The 17916-nt window shown below is 72.5% G+C and carries 14 protein-coding genes; 12 read left to right on the forward strand and 2 right to left on the reverse strand.

The window, feature by feature from the left end; genetic code table 11:
* The first annotated feature begins 240 nt into the window (after positions 1–240).
* From IF23_RS0118020 to IF23_RS0118035, 4 genes are all read left to right on the forward strand, one after another.
* Positions 241–1167 (forward strand): proline dehydrogenase family protein, encoded by a 927-nt coding sequence (locus IF23_RS0118020; protein ID WP_030284868.1) that lies wholly within the window; start codon positions 241–243, stop codon positions 1165–1167.
* Between the two features lie 144 nt (positions 1168–1311).
* Positions 1312–2943 (forward strand): L-glutamate gamma-semialdehyde dehydrogenase, encoded by a 1632-nt coding sequence (gene pruA, locus IF23_RS0118025; RefSeq protein WP_030284870.1) that lies wholly within the window; start codon positions 1312–1314, stop codon positions 2941–2943.
* A gap of 418 nt (positions 2944–3361) precedes the next feature.
* Entirely contained in the window at positions 3362–3493 is a 132-nt protein-coding gene (locus IF23_RS35425) for a hypothetical protein (RefSeq protein ID WP_281179980.1), read from the forward strand.
* A 194-nt stretch (positions 3494–3687) separates the two neighbouring features.
* Positions 3688–4728: an NAD(P)-dependent alcohol dehydrogenase gene (locus tag IF23_RS0118035; RefSeq protein WP_030284871.1), complete on the forward strand. Its 1041-nt coding sequence runs from the start codon at positions 3688–3690 to the stop codon at positions 4726–4728.
* Between the two features lie 6 nt (positions 4729–4734).
* Here IF23_RS0118035 and IF23_RS0118040 read toward each other — a convergent pair whose 3' ends face one another.
* Positions 4735–6339 (reverse strand): purple acid phosphatase family protein, encoded by a 1605-nt coding sequence (locus IF23_RS0118040; RefSeq protein WP_051739676.1) that lies wholly within the window; start codon positions 6337–6339, stop codon positions 4735–4737.
* A 129-nt stretch (positions 6340–6468) separates the two neighbouring features.
* Here IF23_RS0118040 and IF23_RS0118045 point away from each other — a divergent pair, with 129 nt between their 5' ends.
* The 8 genes from IF23_RS0118045 to cimA all read left to right on the forward strand — a co-directional run bounded on the left by IF23_RS0118045 (position 6469) and on the right by cimA (position 16929).
* Positions 6469–7509, forward strand: a complete 1041-nt coding sequence (locus tag IF23_RS0118045) for a 3-isopropylmalate dehydrogenase (protein WP_030284875.1) — start codon at positions 6469–6471, stop codon at positions 7507–7509.
* A gap of 352 nt (positions 7510–7861) precedes the next feature.
* Positions 7862–8947 (forward strand): branched-chain amino acid aminotransferase, encoded by a 1086-nt coding sequence (locus tag IF23_RS0118050; protein WP_030284877.1) that lies wholly within the window; start codon positions 7862–7864, stop codon positions 8945–8947.
* Positions 8948–9148: 201 nt separating this feature from the next.
* Complete coding sequence (gene ureA / locus IF23_RS0118055) at positions 9149–9838, forward strand: urease subunit gamma (RefSeq protein ID WP_030284879.1); 690 nt, start codon at positions 9149–9151, stop codon at positions 9836–9838.
* Positions 9835–11526, forward strand: a complete 1692-nt coding sequence (locus IF23_RS0118060; RefSeq protein WP_030284881.1) for an urease subunit alpha — start codon at positions 9835–9837, stop codon at positions 11524–11526. Before ureA ends, IF23_RS0118060 begins: the two co-directional genes overlap by 4 nt.
* 44 nt (positions 11527–11570) lie before the next feature.
* Positions 11571–12611 carry an agmatine deiminase family protein gene (locus IF23_RS0118065; protein WP_030284882.1) on the forward strand — a complete coding sequence of 347 codons (1041 nt, stop codon included), beginning with the start codon at positions 11571–11573 and terminating at the stop codon, positions 12609–12611.
* A 77-nt stretch (positions 12612–12688) separates the two neighbouring features.
* Entirely contained in the window at positions 12689–13300 is a 612-nt protein-coding gene (locus tag IF23_RS0118070) for a TetR family transcriptional regulator C-terminal domain-containing protein (protein WP_030284884.1), read from the forward strand.
* Positions 13301–13424: 124 nt separating this feature from the next.
* Positions 13425–14750 (forward strand): MFS transporter, encoded by a 1326-nt coding sequence (locus IF23_RS0118075; RefSeq protein ID WP_030284886.1) that lies wholly within the window; start codon positions 13425–13427, stop codon positions 14748–14750.
* A 523-nt stretch (positions 14751–15273) separates the two neighbouring features.
* Positions 15274–16929, forward strand: a complete 1656-nt coding sequence (gene cimA, locus IF23_RS0118080) for a citramalate synthase (protein WP_030284888.1) — start codon at positions 15274–15276, stop codon at positions 16927–16929.
* Between the two features lie 89 nt (positions 16930–17018).
* Here the strand turns inward: cimA and IF23_RS0118085 are convergent, their stop codons facing one another.
* Entirely contained in the window at positions 17019–17630 is a 612-nt protein-coding gene (locus tag IF23_RS0118085; protein WP_030284890.1) for a YceI family protein, read from the reverse strand.
* Positions 17631–17916: the final 286 nt, after the last annotated feature.

The raw sequence follows: 17916 nt of genomic DNA on the forward strand, positions 1-17916 counted from the left end.
TTACCCGTCCCCACACAGCCCCGCGGCGCCGTCATCGGCAGCCCGGGGGCGCGGCCGTCCCTCTCGCCGTTCGTTTCATTCTCATACATCTGTCTGAGATACGGGACACGAAGGCGTGACAGCTGTCGATGGCTGAAAGGTGGCGAGATCCTTAAGTTTCAGGTGGCTCACCTTGCCGCAGCGCCCGCCCCCAAACGGCGCCCGCCCGGCATTTGTCATCCTGAATCGTGGAGGTGCCCCATGCTGGGTCCCGTGCTTCTCGCCGCCGCGCGCAGCGACAGCATCCGCCGCATCGTCGCGGCCGCTCCGATCACCCGCCCGGTGGTCGACCGATTCGTCGCCGGTGAACGGCTCGACCAGTCGATGGCCGTCGTGCGGTCGCTGGCCGCACGGGGGATGGAGGTCACCCTCGACCACCTCGGCGAGGACATCACCGACCCCTCCGAGGCGCTCCGCAACCGCGACGCCTACCTCCGGCTGACCGAGGCGCTCTCGGCGCAGGACCTCGGCACCAAGGCCGAGATGTCGGTCAAGCTGTCGGCCTTCGGCCAGGCGCTGACCGGCGGCCACGAACTGGCCCTCAAGAACGTCCTCCCGGTGGTCGAGGCCGCCGCCGAGGCCGGTACGACGGTGACCCTCGACATGGAGGACCACACCACCGTCGACTCCACCCTCGCCATCCTCGCGGAGCTGCGTGCGCGCTTCCCGCAGACCGGCGCCGTCGTCCAGTCCTACCTCTTCCGTACCGAGGACGACTGCCACGCACTGGCCGGCGAGGGCTCCCGGGTCCGGCTGGTCAAGGGCGCCTACAAGGAGCCCGCGACCGTCGCCTTCCAGGACAAGCGCGAGGTCGACAAGGCGTATGTGCGCTGCCTGAAGATCCTCATGGCGGGCGACGGGTACCCGATGATCGGCTCCCACGACCCGCGCATGGTCGCCATCGGCCAGGACCTCGCCCAGCGCAACGGCCGCAAGCCCGGCGACTACGAGTTCCAGATGCTCTTCGGCATCCGCGAGGCCGAGCAGGAGCGCCTGGTCACCGAGGGCCACCGGATGCGCGTCTACATCCCGTACGGCACCGACTGGTACGGCTACTTCATGCGACGCCTCGCCGAGCGCCCCGCCAACCTGGCCTTCTTCCTCCGGTCGCTCGCCACCCGCGGCTGACGGCCCCGGACGGGCCGGTGCGGGTGTGATGCTGGAGTGTGGGGCAGAAACCCCACCGCAAGCACCCGCGCCGCCCACCCGCAGCGGCCGCGCCGCTCGCACCACGATTCAAACCGACGTCGAAACGAAGGAGACACGGCCGTCATGGACGCTGTGACCCACGTCCCCGCCCCGTACAACGAGCCGGTGCACGGCTACGCCCCCGGCTCCCCGGAGCGGGCGCGCCTGGAGGCCAAGCTCAAGGAGCTCGCCGGTAACCCCGTCGAGCTGCCGATGACCATCAACGGCGTCAAGCGGATGGGCGGCGGCGAGCGCTTCGACGTCGTGCAGCCGCACAACCACAAGGCCGTCATCGGCACCTACGCGAACGCCACCAAGGCCGACGCGCAGGAGGCCGTGGACGCCGCCCTGGCCGCCGCCCCGGCGTGGCGCGCGATGTCCTTCGACGACCGCGCCGCGATCCTGCTCAAGGCCGCCGACCTGCTGTCCGGCCCGTGGCGCGAGACCATCGCCGCCTCGACGATGCTGGGCCAGTCGAAGACCGCCCAGCAGGCCGAGATCGACGCGCCCTGTGAGCTCGTCGACTTCTGGCGCTTCAACGTGCACTTCGCCCGCGAGCTGCTCCAGGAGCAGCCCCCCATCCAGCCGAACGGCGTGTGGAACCGTCTGGACCACCGCCCGCTGGAGGGCTTCGTCTACGCGATCACGCCCTTCAACTTCACCGCCATCGCGGGCAACCTGCCGACCGCCCCGGCGCTCATGGGCAACGTCGTCGTGTGGAAGCCGTCCCCGACGCAGACCCACTCGGCGATCCTGCTGATGGAGCTGCTGGAGGAGGCGGGTCTTCCCAAGGGCGTCATCAACCTCGTCACCGGTGACGGCAAGGAGGTCTCCGAGGTCGCGCTGCCGCACCCGGAGCTGGCCGGTGTCCACTTCACCGGTTCGACCGCCACCTTCCAGTACCTGTGGAAGGCCGTCGGCGAGAACATCACCAACTACCGCTCCTACCCGCGTCTGGTCGGCGAGACCGGCGGCAAGGACTTCATCGTCGCCCACCCGACCGCCGACCCGGCGATCCTGAAGACCGCCATCACCCGTGGCGCCTTCGAGTACCAGGGCCAGAAGTGCTCCGCCGCCTCCCGCGCCTACGTCGCCCGCTCCACCTGGGAGGGCGGTCTCAAGGACGCGCTGGCCGCCGAGGTCGACGGCCTCACCATGGGTGACGTCACCGATCTGTCGAACTTCATCGGCGCCGTGATCGACGACCGCTCGTTCGCCAAGAACAAGGCCGCCATCGACCGCGCCAAGGCCGACCCGACCTGCGAGATCGTCGCCGGTGGCACCTACGACGACTCGGTCGGCTACTTCGTCCGCCCGACCGTCATCGTCTGCTCGGACCCGGAGAACGAGGTCTTCAAGACCGAGTACTTCGGCCCGATCATGGCCATCCACGTCTACGAGGACGCCGACTTCGACAAGACGGTCGAGCAGATGGAGTCCGCGTCGGCCTACGCGCTGACCGGCGCCGTCCTCGCCAAGGACCGGCAGGTCGTCGCCGAGGTCTCCGAGAAGCTCCGCTTCGCGGCCGGCAACTTCTACGTCAACGACCGCCCGACCGGCTCCATCGTCGGTCAGCAGCCCTTCGGCGGCGGCCGTGCCTCCGGCACCAACGACAAGGCCGGTTCGAAGTTCAACCTGCTGCGCTGGATGTCCCCGCGCGCCATCAAGGAGACGATGGTCGCCCCGACGGACTACCGCTACCCGCACATGGGCTGACACCCCCGGACACCGGGCGGCGGCCCCTGAACCCGCCCGGTGGTCACCGGCCTGCGACCTCCCCCCAGTTCGCCGGTGACCCGCGGTTCTCCAGCCGCGCGAAGCGCCCCTGGCCCGACCGGCCGGGGGCGCTTCGCGTGCGTCCCGAGGGCGTCCCGCACGCGGCGCCGGACGGCCGTTGCGGGCATGGCCGTCTCAGATAGTAGGAAGACCAAGTAATTGTGCAGACATCACGGCTCACCTCGCCTAGCGTTGTAGGAGCCGAACGAATCGCTCCATCGAGCGACGGCGGATGTGGCCCGTGCTGAGGGCAGGTGACCCCTGCCGCGCCGGCCCCCGCCCCTCCGGCCTTCCGATTGATGTGACCCTTCCGCCCGGTGCGTCCGGGCCGTGGGGCCTAGGTATGGGAGACGTGATCATGGCCGAGACCGCCGTCCGCAGGACCCGTCACTCCGCCCGCCGCACCAACGACGCCGACCGCAAGAACGCGGCGGCCGCCCTCCAGCGCGCCCTCGACCGCCGCGACAACGGCGGCACGACCGGGCACTGAGCCCCGCGGGGGTGCGGCCGGTGCGGCCGCATCCCGTCGCGCCCTTCCGATCCCGCCCGCGCCGCCGTCGGTGAGCCGTCCGCCTTCCGGCCGCCGACCGCGCGTCGCTCCCCGGCTGCGGCCGCCGTCTCGTGGACGGTGGGTACCCCGCGCGCGGGGCCCGGGGGTTCGGGACACAGAGAGAAGAGCGCGAGATGAAGGCTGTTCAGTACCGCGAGCCCGGCGTTGCGCCGCAGGTCGTCACCGTCCCCGAGCCCGAGGCCGGGCCCGGACAGGTGCTGCTGGCGGTGACCGCCGCCGGGGTCTGCCACTCCGACATCGCCGTGATGGGGATGCCCGTGGAGCAGTTGGGCTTCCCGCTGCCGCTCACCCTGGGCCACGAGGGCGTCGGCACCGTCGCCGCGCTGGGCGCGGGCGTCACCGGTCTCACCGTCGGCGAGCAGGTCGCGGTCTACGGGCCGTGGGGCTGCGGCCGCTGCGCGGCCTGCGCCGAGGGCCGGGAGAACTACTGCCGCCGCGCCGCCGACCTCGGCATCTTCCCGCCCGGGCTGGGCGCGCCGGGCGCCATGGCGGAGTACATGGTCGTCGACGACCCGCGCCATCTGGTGCCGCTCGACGGGCTCGACCCGGTCGCGGCGGTCCCGCTGACCGACGCCGGTCTGACGCCGTACCACGCCGTCAAACGGTCGCTGCCCAAGCTGGTGCCGGGCTCGACCGCCGTGGTCATCGGCGCCGGGGGACTGGGGCATGTCGCGATCCAGCTGCTGCGGGCGATGACCGCCGCGCAGGTCATCGCGCTGGATGTCGCGGACGCGAAGCTGGCGCTCGCCCGCGAGGTCGGCGCGCACGAGACGGTGCGCTCCGACGCGCACGCCGCCGCCGCGGTCCGCGAGCGGACCGGCGGTCTGGGCGCCCAGGTGGTGCTGGACTTCGTGGGCGCGCCGCCGACCGCCGCCGCTGCCGGGGCGATGGCCGCGGCGGAGGCGGACGTCACCGTCGTCGGACTGGGCGGCGGTGCGCTCCCCGTCGGCTTCGGGACCACCGCGTACGAGGTGTCGGTCTGCGCGCCGTACTGGGGCAGCCGCGCGGAGCTGGCGGAGGTGCTGGCGCTGGCCCGGGCGGGCGCGGTCACGGTGCACACCGAGACGTACGGGATCGACGAGGCGCCGCTCGCCTACGAGCGGCTGCACCAGGGGAAGATCAACGGGCGGGCCGTGATCCTCCCCCGGGGGTGAGCCGGGTCACCGGACCACCTCGAAGTGGTCGATCCGTTCACCGGACTCGGCGAGCGCGGTGACCTTCATCGTCGGCCGGTGGCCGGGGACGACCTCGACGGCGAGGAACGAGAAGCCGGTGTAGCGCACCCGCGACCACTCCACGGTCTCCTCCGCCTTCGCCCGGTCCTTCGTCCAGTGGTAGGTGTCCACGTGGTCGAGGTCCTTGACGTGGCCCTCGTAGCTGTCCGGGACGGGGAAGTCGTAGAGCGCCTTGCCCGCGCCGCCCGCGGTGACGTAGACGATGCCCTCGCGCCGCGGGTCCACCCGCTCGCCCGGGGGCATCCGCTTCGTGACCCGGCCGCCCTTGAGGGCGTCGGTGCGCTCGTAGACGTGGTTGTGGCCGTTGACGACGAGGTCGACGTGGTGCTTCTCGAAGAGCGGCAGCCAGGCGTCGCGGACCCCGCCGTCGGAGGCGTGCGCGTTGGTGGTGGAGTACGCGCAGTGGTGGAAGAAGACGACGACGAAGTCGATGCCGGGGGTGGCGCGCAGCTCGCCCAGACGCCGGTCGAGCCAGCGGGTCTGGCGACCGCCGGTGTAGCCCTGGTTGGCGGGGATCTCGTACGAGACGTCGTTGGCGTCCAGCGCGACGACGGCGGTGTTGCCGTAGGTGAAGGAGTAGACGCCGGGCGCCGCCTCCGGGTCGGGGCCGTTGCCCGGCAGCGTCCAGCGGGCGTTCTGGCCGCCGTAGCCGTGGGGGGAGTACCACGCCTCCATGTCGTGGTTGCCGGTCGTCACCATCCACGGCACGGACTTCGCCACCGACTCGGTCTGGGCGAGGAACTGGTCCCACACCCGCGCGTCGTAGGTGTCGTGCTCGGAGCCCTGGCCGTCCGGGTCGGCGTAGCAGATGTCACCGGCGTGCAGATGGAAGGCGGGGTTCTGGCCCAGGATCAGCTGGTCGTTGGCGAGCGCGTGGTAGCTGACGCCCTGGTCGCCGAAGGCGGTGAAGGTGAAGCGTTCGGCGCGCGCCGGGGCGGTGCGGAAGGTGCCGACGGTGGAGAAGTGGCGTGCGTCCGCCGGGTCGAAACCGTCGTGGCCGACGCCGTAGTAGTACGTGGTGCCCGGGCGCAGCCCGTCGGGCGCGGCGTGCAGATAGAACTGGTCGACCGCGGGCAGCTTCGACGAGAGCGACGGGGTGTGCAGGTCGCGGACCTCGGCGTGGATCTTGCGGCCCAGGTCCCAGGGCTTCAGCCCGATCCGCAGATACGGCCGCCGCACCGCGAGCGGCACCTGCCAGGAGATCCGCATCTGCGTCGTCGGGTCGGCGCCGAACGCCAGATGGCGGCCGAACGGGGCGACCAGCGCACCGTCCACCGGCGAGGCGGCGCCCGAGGTGAGCAGGGTGGGGGTGGCGACGGGCGCGGCGTGCGCCGAACCGGCCAGCAGTCCGCCCGCGGCGAGGGTCCCGGCGCCCGCCGCCGAGGTGCGCAGCAGGCCCCGCCGGGTCAGCTGGGTCCGCAGGTACGCGTGCTGCTCGGGCATGCTCATCCGGGCCGCGAGCCGTTCCGGTATGCCCACGCGCGGCAGATGCGAGGACAGGGGGGCGCTCCCCCGGGAGTCTCCAGTCATGGCCCCGAATGTCCCAGCGCGACCCGTCCGCGGCGGGTCGGTGAGGTGAACGGCGGCTGACCGGCTCCCCATGTGTCCGTATGGCGGACGCCGCGTGTCAACGAATGGGACGACGAGTAGGGTCCAGGCATGTCTCGCAGCATTCGCCTCGCAGTGATCCCCGGTGACGGTATCGGCCCGGAGGTCGTGGCCCAGGGCCTCAAGGTCCTGACCGCCGTCCTCCCGCAGGACGTCAAGCTGGAAACCAAGGAGTACGACCTTGGTGCCAAGCGCTGGCACGCGACCGGTGACACCCTCCCGGACGAGGAGCTGGCGGCGCTCCAGGAGCACGACGCGATCCTCCTGGGCGCGATCGGTGACCCGTCCGTGCCCTCCGGCGTACTGGAGCGCGGACTGCTGCTCAAGCTCCGCTTCGCCTTCGACCACTTCGTGAACCTGCGGCCGTCGAAGCTCTTCCCGAACACCGCGACGCCGCTGGCGGGCCGCCCCGACATCGACTTCGTCGTCGTCCGCGAGGGCACCGAGGGCCCCTACACCGGCAACGGCGGCAGCCTGCGCACCGGTACCCCCGCCGAGGTCGCCACCGAGGTCAGCGTCAACACCGCCTACGGTGTCGAGCGGGTCGTCCGGGACGCGTTCGCGCGGGCCGCCGCCCGGCCCCGCAAGAAGCTGACGCTGGTCCACAAGAACAATGTGCTGGTCCACGCCGGGCACATGTGGAAGAAGATCTTCGACAAGGTCGGCGCGGAGTACCCCGAGGTCACCACCGACTATCTGCACGTCGACGCCGCGACGATCTTCTTCGTCACGCAGCCCGAGCGGTTCGACGTCCTCGTCACCGACAACCTCTTCGGCGACATCCTCACCGACCTCGCCGCCGCCGTCACCGGCGGGATCGGCCTCGCCGCCTCCGGGAACATCAACCCGACCGGCGAGTTCCCCTCGATGTTCGAGCCGGTCCACGGCTCCGCGCCGGACATCGCGGGCACCGGCAAGGCCGACCCGACCGCCACGATCCTCTCGGTCGCCCTGCTCCTGCGCCACCTCGGTCTCGACGCCGAGGCGGTCCGTATCGAGGAGGCGGTCGCCGCCGATCTGGAGGCCCGCGACGGCACGGCCCGCACCACCGACGAGATCGGTGATCTGCTCGCCGCACGCGTAGCGGGCTGACGCCCGCGCCGTACCGCCACACCACGGAGCGCCGGGCCGACAGGGCCCGGCGCTCCGTGCCGTATATCCCGTGTACGTACCACCGGTCCGGGGGGTTCCTCGGCGGACGAACCGGTCCGTACCGGCGTACGCCGGGCAACCGGACCCGCGCACGCCCGTTCCGCCCCCGGACACCCGCGCGCGATAATCGGACATGGACCGCCGGCCGCGACGACGAGGCGCCCCTGACGCCAGGGCCACCCCGCGCCCGGGGCGCGCGGCCGTAACAACCGCACCGGTGCCGCACCCCGAGCACTCCCGGCCCCGCCCGCCGGGCCGCAGGCTCCGGAAGACGCAGTGAAGGAACGCATTCATGACGACGCCCACGATCGAACTCAAGCCCTCCGCGAACCCGCTGTCCGACGCCGAACGGGAGCGGATCCTCTCGGCCCCGGGTTTCGGCCGGCACTTCACCGACCACATGGTGACGATCAGCTGGACGGAGGGCCGCGGCTGGCACGACGCCCAGCTCGTCCCGTACGCGCCGCTCTCCATGGACCCGGCGAACATGACGCTCCACTACGCGCAGACGATCTTCGAGGGGCTGAAGGCGTACCGCCGCCCCGACGGCGGGGTGGCCACCTTCCGTCCGGACGCCAACGCCCGCCGCTTCCAGGACTCCGCGCGTCGGCTGGGCATGCCCGAGCTGCCCGTCGAGACCTTCATCGCCGCCTGCGACGCGCTGGTCACCCAGGACAAGGCGTGGGTGCCGGCCTCCGGTGAGGAGTCGCTCTACCTGCGGCCGTTCATGATCGCGACCGAGGTCGGGCTGGGCGTCCGGCCCGCCAACGAGTACATGTTCCTCGTCATCGCCTCCCCGGCGGGCGCCTACTTCTCCGGTGGCGTGAAGCCAGTGTCGGTGTGGCTGTCGAAGGAGTACGTCCGCGCGGTGCCCGGCGGCACCGGCGCCGCCAAGACCGGCGGCAACTACGCCGCCTCGCTGGTCGCCCAGGCGCAGGCCGCCGAGCAGGGCTGCGACCAGGTCGTCTGGCTGGACGCGATCGAGCGCCGCTGGATCGAGGAGATGGGGGGCATGAACCTCTACTTCGTCTTCGGCAACCGCATCGTCACGCCGGAGCTGACCGGTTCGCTGCTGCCCGGCATCACCCGCGCCTCGCTGCTCTCCATCGCCGCCGACCTGGGCTACGAGGTCGCCGAGGAGCGGATCAGCGTGGAGGACTGGAGGGCGGGCGCCGCCGACGGTTCGCTGACCGAGGTCTTCGCCTGCGGCACCGCCGCCGTGATCACCCCGGTCGGCTCGGTGAAGTCCGCCGACGGTGCCTGGGACGTGGCCGACGGGCAGCCCGGTGAGGTCACCATGAAGCTCCGCAAGGCGCTGCTGGACATCCAGACCGGCGCCGCCGCCGACCCGCACGGCTGGATGCACCCCCTGGGCTGACCCCTCCCGCCACACCGGCCGAGCGCCGCACCGGGCCGCCACCCCTCACGGGTGGCGGCCCGTTCTGCGTCCTGGGCCCCATATTTTTAGAGCGACGTTCAATGGCATCGATCCCTTGCTGCTGAAAGGCGACAAGGCACCTCTTCCCATACCACCCACCCTCCAATTAGAGTGACGCTCAAATCGAGCTGGAGGTGTGAGATGCGGCTGACCCCGACGGAACGCGACCGGCTGCTGCTGTTCGGCGCCGCGGAGCTGGCGCGGGCGCGCCGGGCCCGCGGGGTGCGGCTGAACGTCCCCGAGGCCACCGCGCTGATCGCGGACACCGTCTGCGAGGCGGCCCGCGACGGGCGCCGCCTCGCCGAGGCGATCGAGGCGGCGCGCTCGGTGCTCGGCCCGGACGACGTCCTGCCCGGCGTCGCCGATGTCGTCACCGAGGTGCATGTCGAGGCGGTCTTCGACGACGGCTCCCGGCTCGCGGTGGTCAGCGACCCGATCCGCGGCGCGGTGCCCGACCCGTACGGACCCGGCGCCGTCCTGCCCGGGCCGGTGGATCCGGAGCCCGAACCGGCGCTGCGGCTCACCGTCCGCAACACCGCGGCGGTGCCGGTCAGCGTCACCTCGCACTTCCACTTCTTCGAGGTCAACCCCCGGCTGGCGTTCGACCGCGCCGCCGCCTACGGCATGCGGCTCTGTGTCCCGGCGGGCTCGTCCGTGCGGTTCGACCCCGGAGGCACCGCCGAGGTCGGGCTGGTGCCGATCGGCGGCGACCGCGTCGCGATCGGCTTCGCCGGACTCGTCGACGGGCCGCTGGACGCGCCGGGGGCCAAGGCGGAAGCGCTGCGGCGGGCAGCCGCCTGCGGCTATCTGGGAGCGGAGGAGCAGGCATGACCGGTATGGATCCCCATGAGTACGCGTCGGTGCACGGACCGCGCGCCGGTGACCGGGTGGTCCTCGGCGACTCCGGGCTCGTCGTCCGCGTCGAGTCCGACGCCCAGCGGCCCGGCGACGAATTCCTCGCCGGATTCGGCAAGACCGCCCGCGACGGGCTCCACCTCAAGGCCGCCGCCGTCCGCGACACCTGCGACATCGTGATCAGCAACGTCCTCGTCATCGACGCGGTGCAGGGCATCCGCAAGGTGTCCATCGGCATCCGCGAGGGGCGGATCGCCGCCGTCGGACGGGCCGGGAACCCGGACACCCTCGACGGCGTGGACGTCGTCGTCGGCACCGGCACCACCATCGTCTCCGGCGAGGGGCTGATCGCCACCGCCGGTGCCGTCGACACCCATGTCCATCTGCTCTCGCCGCGGGTGATGGAAGCCTCGCTCGCCTCCGGCGTCACCACGATCATCGGCCAGGAGTTCGGGCCGGTCTGGGGCGTCGGCGTCAACTCGCCGTGGGCGCTGGGGCGGGCGTTCGGCGCGTTCGACGCCTGGCCGGTCAACATCGGCTTCCTGGGCCGCGGTTCGTCCTCCGGCGCGGCGCCGCTGGTCGAGGCGCTGGCCGAGGGCGGCGCCTGCGGCTTCAAGGTCCATGAGGACATGGGCGCCCACACCCGCGCCCTGGACACCGCGCTGCGGGTCGCCGAGGAGCACGATGTGCAGGTCGCGCTGCACAGCGACGGCCTCAACGAATGCCTCTCCGTCGAGGACACCCTCGCCGTCCTGGAGGGCCGCACCATCCACGCCTTCCACATCGAGGGCTGCGGCGGCGGCCACGTCCCCAACGTCCTGAAGATGGCGGGCGTCCCCAACGTCATCGGCTCCTCCACCAACCCCACGCTGCCCTTCGGGCGGGACGCCGTCGCCGAGCACTACGGCATGATCGTCTCCGTTCACGACCTCAAGACCGATCTGCCGGGCGACGCCGCCATGGCCCGCGACCGGATCCGCGCCGGGACGATGGGCGCCGAGGACGTCCTCCACGACCTGGGCGCCATCGGCATCACCTCCTCCGACGCGCAGGGCATGGGCCGCGCCGGGGAGACCGTCCGCCGGACCTTCGCGATGGCCGGGAAGATGAAGGCGGAGCTGGGCCCGCTCGACGGCGACGGACCGCACGACGACAACGCCCGCGTACTGCGCTACATCGCCAAACTGACGCTCAACCCGGCGCTCGCCCACGGGCTGGCGCACGAGATCGGATCGATCGAGACCGGCAAGATGGCGGACCTCGTGCTCTGGCAGCCGCAGTTCTTCGGCGCCAAGCCGCAGCTGGTGCTGAAGTCCGGGTTCCCCGCGTACGGCGTCACCGGCGACCCGAACGCCGCCACCGACACCTGCGAACCGCTCGTCCTGGGCCCGCAGTTCGGTGCGCACGGCGCGGCGCCCGCCGAACTCTCCGTCGCCTTCGTCTCCCGCGCCGCGGCCGAGGCGGGCGGCGACCATCTGCCCACCCGCCGCCGACGGGTCGCCGTCCGCGGCACCCGCGGCATCGGCCCCGCCGACCTCGTCCACAACTCCCGGATCGGTGAGGTGCAGGTCGACGCCCGCAGCGGACTGGTCACCCTCGACGGCGAGGCGATGCGCTCCGACCCGGCCGATTCCGTCTCCCTGACCCGCCTGTACTTCCTGTGAGCCGCCGGGCGCGCGCCCGGCACCCGACCCGTGAGGAAACCCGTATGAACACGCCCGCCGCCGACGGCTTCCGGATGCCCCCCGAGTGGGCGCCGCACGACCGCACCTGGATGGCCTGGCCCGGCCCCAACGCCACCTTCGGCCCGGCGGGCGGGGAGACGCTGCGCGCCGCCCGCCACGCCTGGGCCGCGGTGGCCCGCGCGGTGCGCCGCTTCGAACCGGTCACCGTCGTCGCCGCGCCCACCGCCGCCGAGGGCGCCCGTACGCTGCTCGGCCCGGACATCGAGGTCGTCGAGGCGGAGCTGGACGACGCCTGGATGCGCGACATCGGCCCCACCTTCCTCACCGACGGCGCGGGCGCGCTCGGCGCCACCGACTGGATCTTCAACGGCTGGGGCGCCCAGGACTGGGCCCGCTGGGACCACGACGCCCGGATCGGCGCCCACGTCGCGGGCCTGGCCGGGGCCCGTACGTATGCGTCGTCGCTGGTCAACGAGGGCGGCGGGCTCCATGTCGACGGCGAGGGCACCGTGCTGCTCACCGAGACCGTGCAGCTCGACCCGGACCGCAACCCGGGCCGCACCAAGGCGGACGTCGAGGCGGAGGTCCACGCCCACCTCGGCACCACCAGGGCCCTCTGGCTGCCGCGCGGACTCACCGCCGACTACGGCCGGTTCGGCACCCGCGGCCATGTCGACATCGTCGCCGCCTTCGCCCGCCCCGGCACCGTCCTCGTCCACAGCCAGCCCGACCCGGCTCACCCCGACCACGCCGTCGGCAAGGAGATCGCCGAGGTGCTGCGCGCCGCCACCGACGCCCGGGGGCGCCGCCTGGAGGTCGTGGAGGTGCCCGCGCCGACCGTCGTCGAGGCGGACGGCGAGTTCGTCGACTACTCCTACCTCAACCACTACCTCTGCAACGACGGTGTGGTCCTCTGCGCCTTCGACGACCCGCGCGACGAGGAGGCCGCGGCGCTCTTCCGCCGCCTCTTCCCGGAGCGCACCGTCACCCTCGTCGACGCCCGCACCCTCTTCGCGGCGGGCGGCGGCATCCACTGCATCACCCAGCAGCAGCCGCGCCCCTGACGCCCGCCGGGGACGGCGGACCGGCCGCCGTCCCATAGGGTCCTTCCGTCACCCTTCCGCCGACCCCGGAGGCCCCCGTGTCCGGACCCGCCCGCCGCCCCCGGCGGCGGCTCGACCAACCCCGCGAGCAGGTACTCGCCGCCGCGATGGCGACCATCGCCGCCCGGGGCCTCGCGGGACTGACGATGGCGGGCCTGGGCCGCGAGGTCGGTATGAGCAGCGGCCACATCCTGTACTACTTCGGCACCAAGGACGAGCTGCTGCTCCAGACGCTGCGCTGGAGCGAGGAGCAGCTCGGCGCCGACCGCCGCACCGCCCTCGCCCGCCGCGTCCCGGTCCGCGCACGCCTCGACGCGCTCGTCGACCTCTACCTCCCCGACGGGCCCGGCGACCCGCGCTGGACGCTCTGGCTGGAGGTCTGGAACCGCACCCGCACCGCCGACGACGCGGCCCGCGAGCGCCAACTCGACCTCGAACTCGCCTGGCACCGCGACCTCGTCGCCCTCCTCGTCGAGGGCGCCTCCGACGGCACCTTCCGCGCCGCCGACGCCGAACGCCTCGCCACCCGCATCCGCGCCCTCCTCGACGGCTTCGCCACCCACCTCGTCGTGGGCCTGCCCGGCACGGACCCGGCCACGGTCCGCGGTCAGGTGGCGGAGTTCCTCGACGAGACGCTGACCCCGGCCTGATCCCGGCCCGGCCCGGGCGCGCCCGGAGAAATCCCCGTCCGCGAACGCAACGCACTCAAGTACGCGGGATCGTTGCGGACGTTGCCCTTGCCGAGCGGCCGCCGGTCGGCGACCGTGATCGGCTATGGGGAGAGAACAGTGGAAGAAGATCTGGGTCGGCTCGGCCGGGAACATGGTCGAGTGGTTCGACTGGTTCGTGTACGCCAGCTTCGCGGTGTACTTCGCGGACGCGTTCTTCCCCAAGGGGAACGACACCGCCAACCTCATGAACACCATGGGGATCTTCGCGGTCGGCTTCTTCCTGCGTCCCGTCGGCGGCTGGCTGCTCGGCCGGGTCGGTGACCGCAAGGGCCGCAAGGCGGCGCTCACCCTCACCGTCACCCTGATGTCCGCCTCGGCGATCCTCATCGCCGTCGCGCCCACCTACGCCACGGCGGGCTACGGCGGCGTCGCCGTCCTGCTGATCGCCCGGATGCTCCAGGGCCTCTCCGTCGGCGGCGAGTACGCGGCCAGCGCCACCTATCTCACCGAGGCGTCCGCCCCCGGACGGCGCGGCTTCGCCTCCAGCTTCCAGTACGTGTCGATGACCGCGGGCCAGCTCCTCGGCCTCGGCCTGCAGATCCTCCTCCAGCGGACCATGTCCGACGCGGCGCTGCACAGCTGGGCCTGGCGGATCCCGTTCATCATCGGCGCGCTCGGCGCCGGAGTCGTCTTCTACCTGCGCCGCAACATGCTGGAGGCCGATGTCTACGCCGCCGACGAGGACGCCGCCGCCGACCCCGACCGCGGCACCCTCAAGGCGCTGCTGGCCCACAGGCGCGAGGCGTTCCTCGTCATCGCGCTGACCATGGGCGGCACCGTGGCGTACTACACGTACACGACGTACCTCACCAAGTACCTGTCGAACAGCGCCGGGATGGAGAAGTCCACCGCCTCGCTGGTGAGCTTCTGCGCGCTCTTCCTCTTCATGTGCCTCCAGCCGGTCGCCGGACGGCTCTCCGACCGGATCGGCCGCCGCCCGCTGCTGATCACCTTCGCGCTCGGCTCGACGTTCCTGACCGTGCCGATCATGACGCTGCTGCGGCACGCCGGTTCCTTCTGGCCCGCGCTCGGCCTCTCGCTGCTGGCGCTGGTCATCGTCACCGGCTACACCTCGATCAACGCCTGTGTGAAGGCGGAGCTGTTCCCCACCGGCATCCGCGCCCTCGGCGTCGCCCTGCCGTACGCCATCGCCAACGCCCTCTTCGGCGGCACCGCCGAGTACGTCGCGCTCTGGTTCAAGAACGGCGGCATCGAGTCCGGCTACTACTGGTACGTCGCCGGGTGCGCCGCCGTCTCCCTCGTCGTCTACCTGACGATGCGCGAGACCCGCACCATCGACCTGCACCGCGTCGGCAAGGACGACGCGCCGGGCGCACCCGCCCCGGCCACCGGGCGGGCCACCGCCTGACCCACCGGGCCGGACGCCAGCCGTCCGGCCCGCCCCGCACCACGGCGCCCGCCCGGACCCTGACCGGCGGACGCCCTGCGCGACGCACCGGGCCGGTCCCCCCGAGCCGGCCCGGGCCGTCGGCCGGCCGGCGGCGGCCCTCTCCCCGGGCCGCCGCCGGACCGCGGCACCCGTGGGGAGCGGCGCGTGGCGGACCTGCGCGGACGGCTCCACGCCGGACGCGCCGCCCGCATCGTGAGACCGGCTACCTCGCGCCGCCCGAGCCGTGCCAGACTGCCCTCCGTGCTCTCGTTCGCCATGATTATTGGCAGCAGGCGCGCCGGTCCGCAGTGACCGCCCCGTACCTACCGTGTACGGCGCGGCCCTCGTCGTCCCAGACCCGCGCGCAGACCTCTCGCACCCGCGAGGGGTTTTTTCGTTTCCGGACCCACCCGGCACCGGAGGACGGAGCGCGAGGGAACATGGAGGGGCGGTGGAGCCGGTCATTCCGGTAGACCGAGATCCCGACAGGAGCCAGACCAGCATGACGGACGCACACGCAGCCCCGGCGTCGCCCGAGCCCCGCCCCGCGGGCGCGGTCCCCGACGACTTCCATGTCTTCGACACCACGCTCCGCGACGGCGCCCAGCGCGAGGGCATCAACCTCACCGTCGCCGACAAGCTCACCCTCGCCCGCCACCTGGACGACTACGGCGTCGGCTTCATCGAGGGCGGCTGGCCCGGCGCCAACCCCCGCGACACCGAGTTCTTCCAACGCGCCCGCGCCGAGATCGACTTCCGGCACGCCCAGCTCGTCGCGTTCGGCGCCACCCGTAAGGCCGGGGTCCGGGTCGAGGACGACCCGCAGGTCGCCGCGCTCGTGGAGTCCGGTGCGCCGGTCGTCACGCTGGTCGCCAAGTCCCATGTCGGGCACGTCGCGTTGGCGCTGCGCACCACGCCCGAGGAGAACCTCGCGATGGTCGCGGACACCGTCGCGTACCTGCGCGACCAGGGGCGCCGGGTCTTCCTCGACTGCGAGCACTTCTTCGACGGCTACGCGCTGGACGCCGCCTACGCCAAGCAGGTCGTGCGCACCGCGAGCGAGGCGGGCGCCGATGTCGTCGTCCTCTGCGACACCAACGGCGGGATGCTGCCCGCGCAGGTCGCCGCGGTCGTCCGCACCGTCCTCGCCGACACCGGCGCCCGGCTCGGCATCCATGCCCAGGACGACACCGGCTGCGCCGTCGCCAACACCCTCGCCGCGGTGGACGCCGGTGCCACCCATGTCCAGTGCACCGCCAACGGCTACGGCGAGCGGGTCGGCAACTCCAACCTCTTCCCGGTGGTCGCCGCGCTGGAGCTGAAGTACGGCCGCGCGGTGCTGCCGCCCGGCAAGCTCGCCGAGACCACCCGCGTCTCGCACGCCATCGCCGAGGTCGTCAACCTCACGCCCGCCACCCACCAGCCGTACGTCGGGGTCTCGGCCTTCGCCCACAAGGCCGGACTGCACGCCTCGGCGATCAAGGTCGACCCGGACCTGTACCAGCACATCGACCCGGCGCTGGTCGGCAACACCATGCGGATGCTCGTCTCCGACATGGCCGGTCGCGCCTCGATCGAGCTGAAGGGCAAGGAGCTGGGCATCGACCTCGGCGGCGACCGGGAGCTGGTCGGCCGGGTCGTCGCGCGGGTCAAGGAACGCGAGCTCGCGGGGTACACCTACGAAGCCGCCGACGCCTCCTTCGAGCTGCTGCTCCGCGACGAGCTGGCGCGCGGGGGCGAGCGGGGGAGGGCCGCGCGGTTCTTCCGTACCGAGTCCTGGCGGGCGATCGTCGAGGACCGCCCGGACGGCTCGCACGCCAACGAGGCGACGGTGAAGCTGTGGGCGAAGGGCGAGCGGATCGTCGCCACCGCCGAGGGCAACGGCCCGGTCAACGCCCTGGACCGGGCGCTCCGCGTCGGGCTGGAGCGGATCTACCCGCAGCTCGCCCGGATCGAGCTGGTCGACTACAAGGTCCGCATCCTGGAGGGCCGCCAGGGCACCGGTTCGATCACCCGTGTGCTGATCTCCTCCACCGACGGCAACGGCGAGTGGTCGACGGTCGGCGTCGCCGAGAACGTCATCGCCGCCTCCTGGCAGGCGCTCGACGACGCCTACGCGTACGGGCTGCTGCGCGCCGGGGTGGAGCCGCAGGAGTAGCCGGTCCCGCGCGCGAAGCGGCCCCGCGACCGGTCCTCGGGGGAGGGGACCGGCGCGGGGCCGCGGTATGTGGTGACCGCTCGGGCGGTTCAGGCGGCGTTCTTCACCGCGGAGATGTCGAAGGTGAGCTTGACCTTGTCGCTGACCATCACACCACCGGCCTCCAGCGCGGCGTTCCAGGTCAGGCCCCACTCGGAGCGCAGGATCTCGGTGCTGCCCTCGAAGCCGACGCGCTCGGAGCCGTAGACGTCGGTGGCGGCGCCCTGGAGTTCCAGGTCGAGGGTGAGCGGCCGGGTGACGTCCTTGATCGTCAGGTTGCCGGTGACGCGGAAGCGGTCGGCGGTGAGCTGCTCGACGGCGGTGGAGCCGAAGGTCATCAGGGGGAACGTCTCGGCGTCGAAGAAGTCGCCGCCGCGCAGGTGGGCGTCGCGGTCGCCGATGCCGGTGTCGACGCTCTCGGTCCGGATCTCCAGCGCGGCGGTGGAGTCGCCCGGGCGGGAGCCGTCGAGGCGCAGCCGTCCCTCGTAGGCGCCGAAGGAGCCGCGGACGTTGGTGACCATGGCGTGGCGCACCGCGAATCCGATGCTGCTGTGGGCCGGGTCGATGGTGTAGTCGCCGGTCAGCGCGGTGAGCGCGGGGTCCGCCGCGACGAGGGCGGGGGCGGCGGGGGCTGCGGCGCGCTTGCGGGTGAACAGAGCCATGGCTCCTCCTCGGAAGAAGTTGTTTAACGTTCAACGAGAATGACTGTAGCGGGGTCTCGTTCAAGTTTCAACTTCTTCGGGTGAGGGAGATTCCGGACGGCCTCGGGGGCCGGGTGCGCCGACGCGGGGGAGGGGCTCGCGGCGCCTCTTCCGTCCCGTCCGTCCCGCCCGTTCCCTCCCCTTTCGCGGGGTTCTTGTCGCGCCGCGCGCCCCGTGCTACACCGGCGCTCCGCCCGCCAAGTGCGCCGCCCCGCAGGCCGGTTGGCCGGTCCGGGCCCGCCGTGGG

Origin of the sequence: Streptomyces catenulae, assembly GCF_000718015.1 — a bacterium.
In the GTDB taxonomy this organism is placed as follows: Bacteria; Actinomycetota; Actinomycetes; order Streptomycetales; family Streptomycetaceae; genus Streptomyces; species Streptomyces catenulae.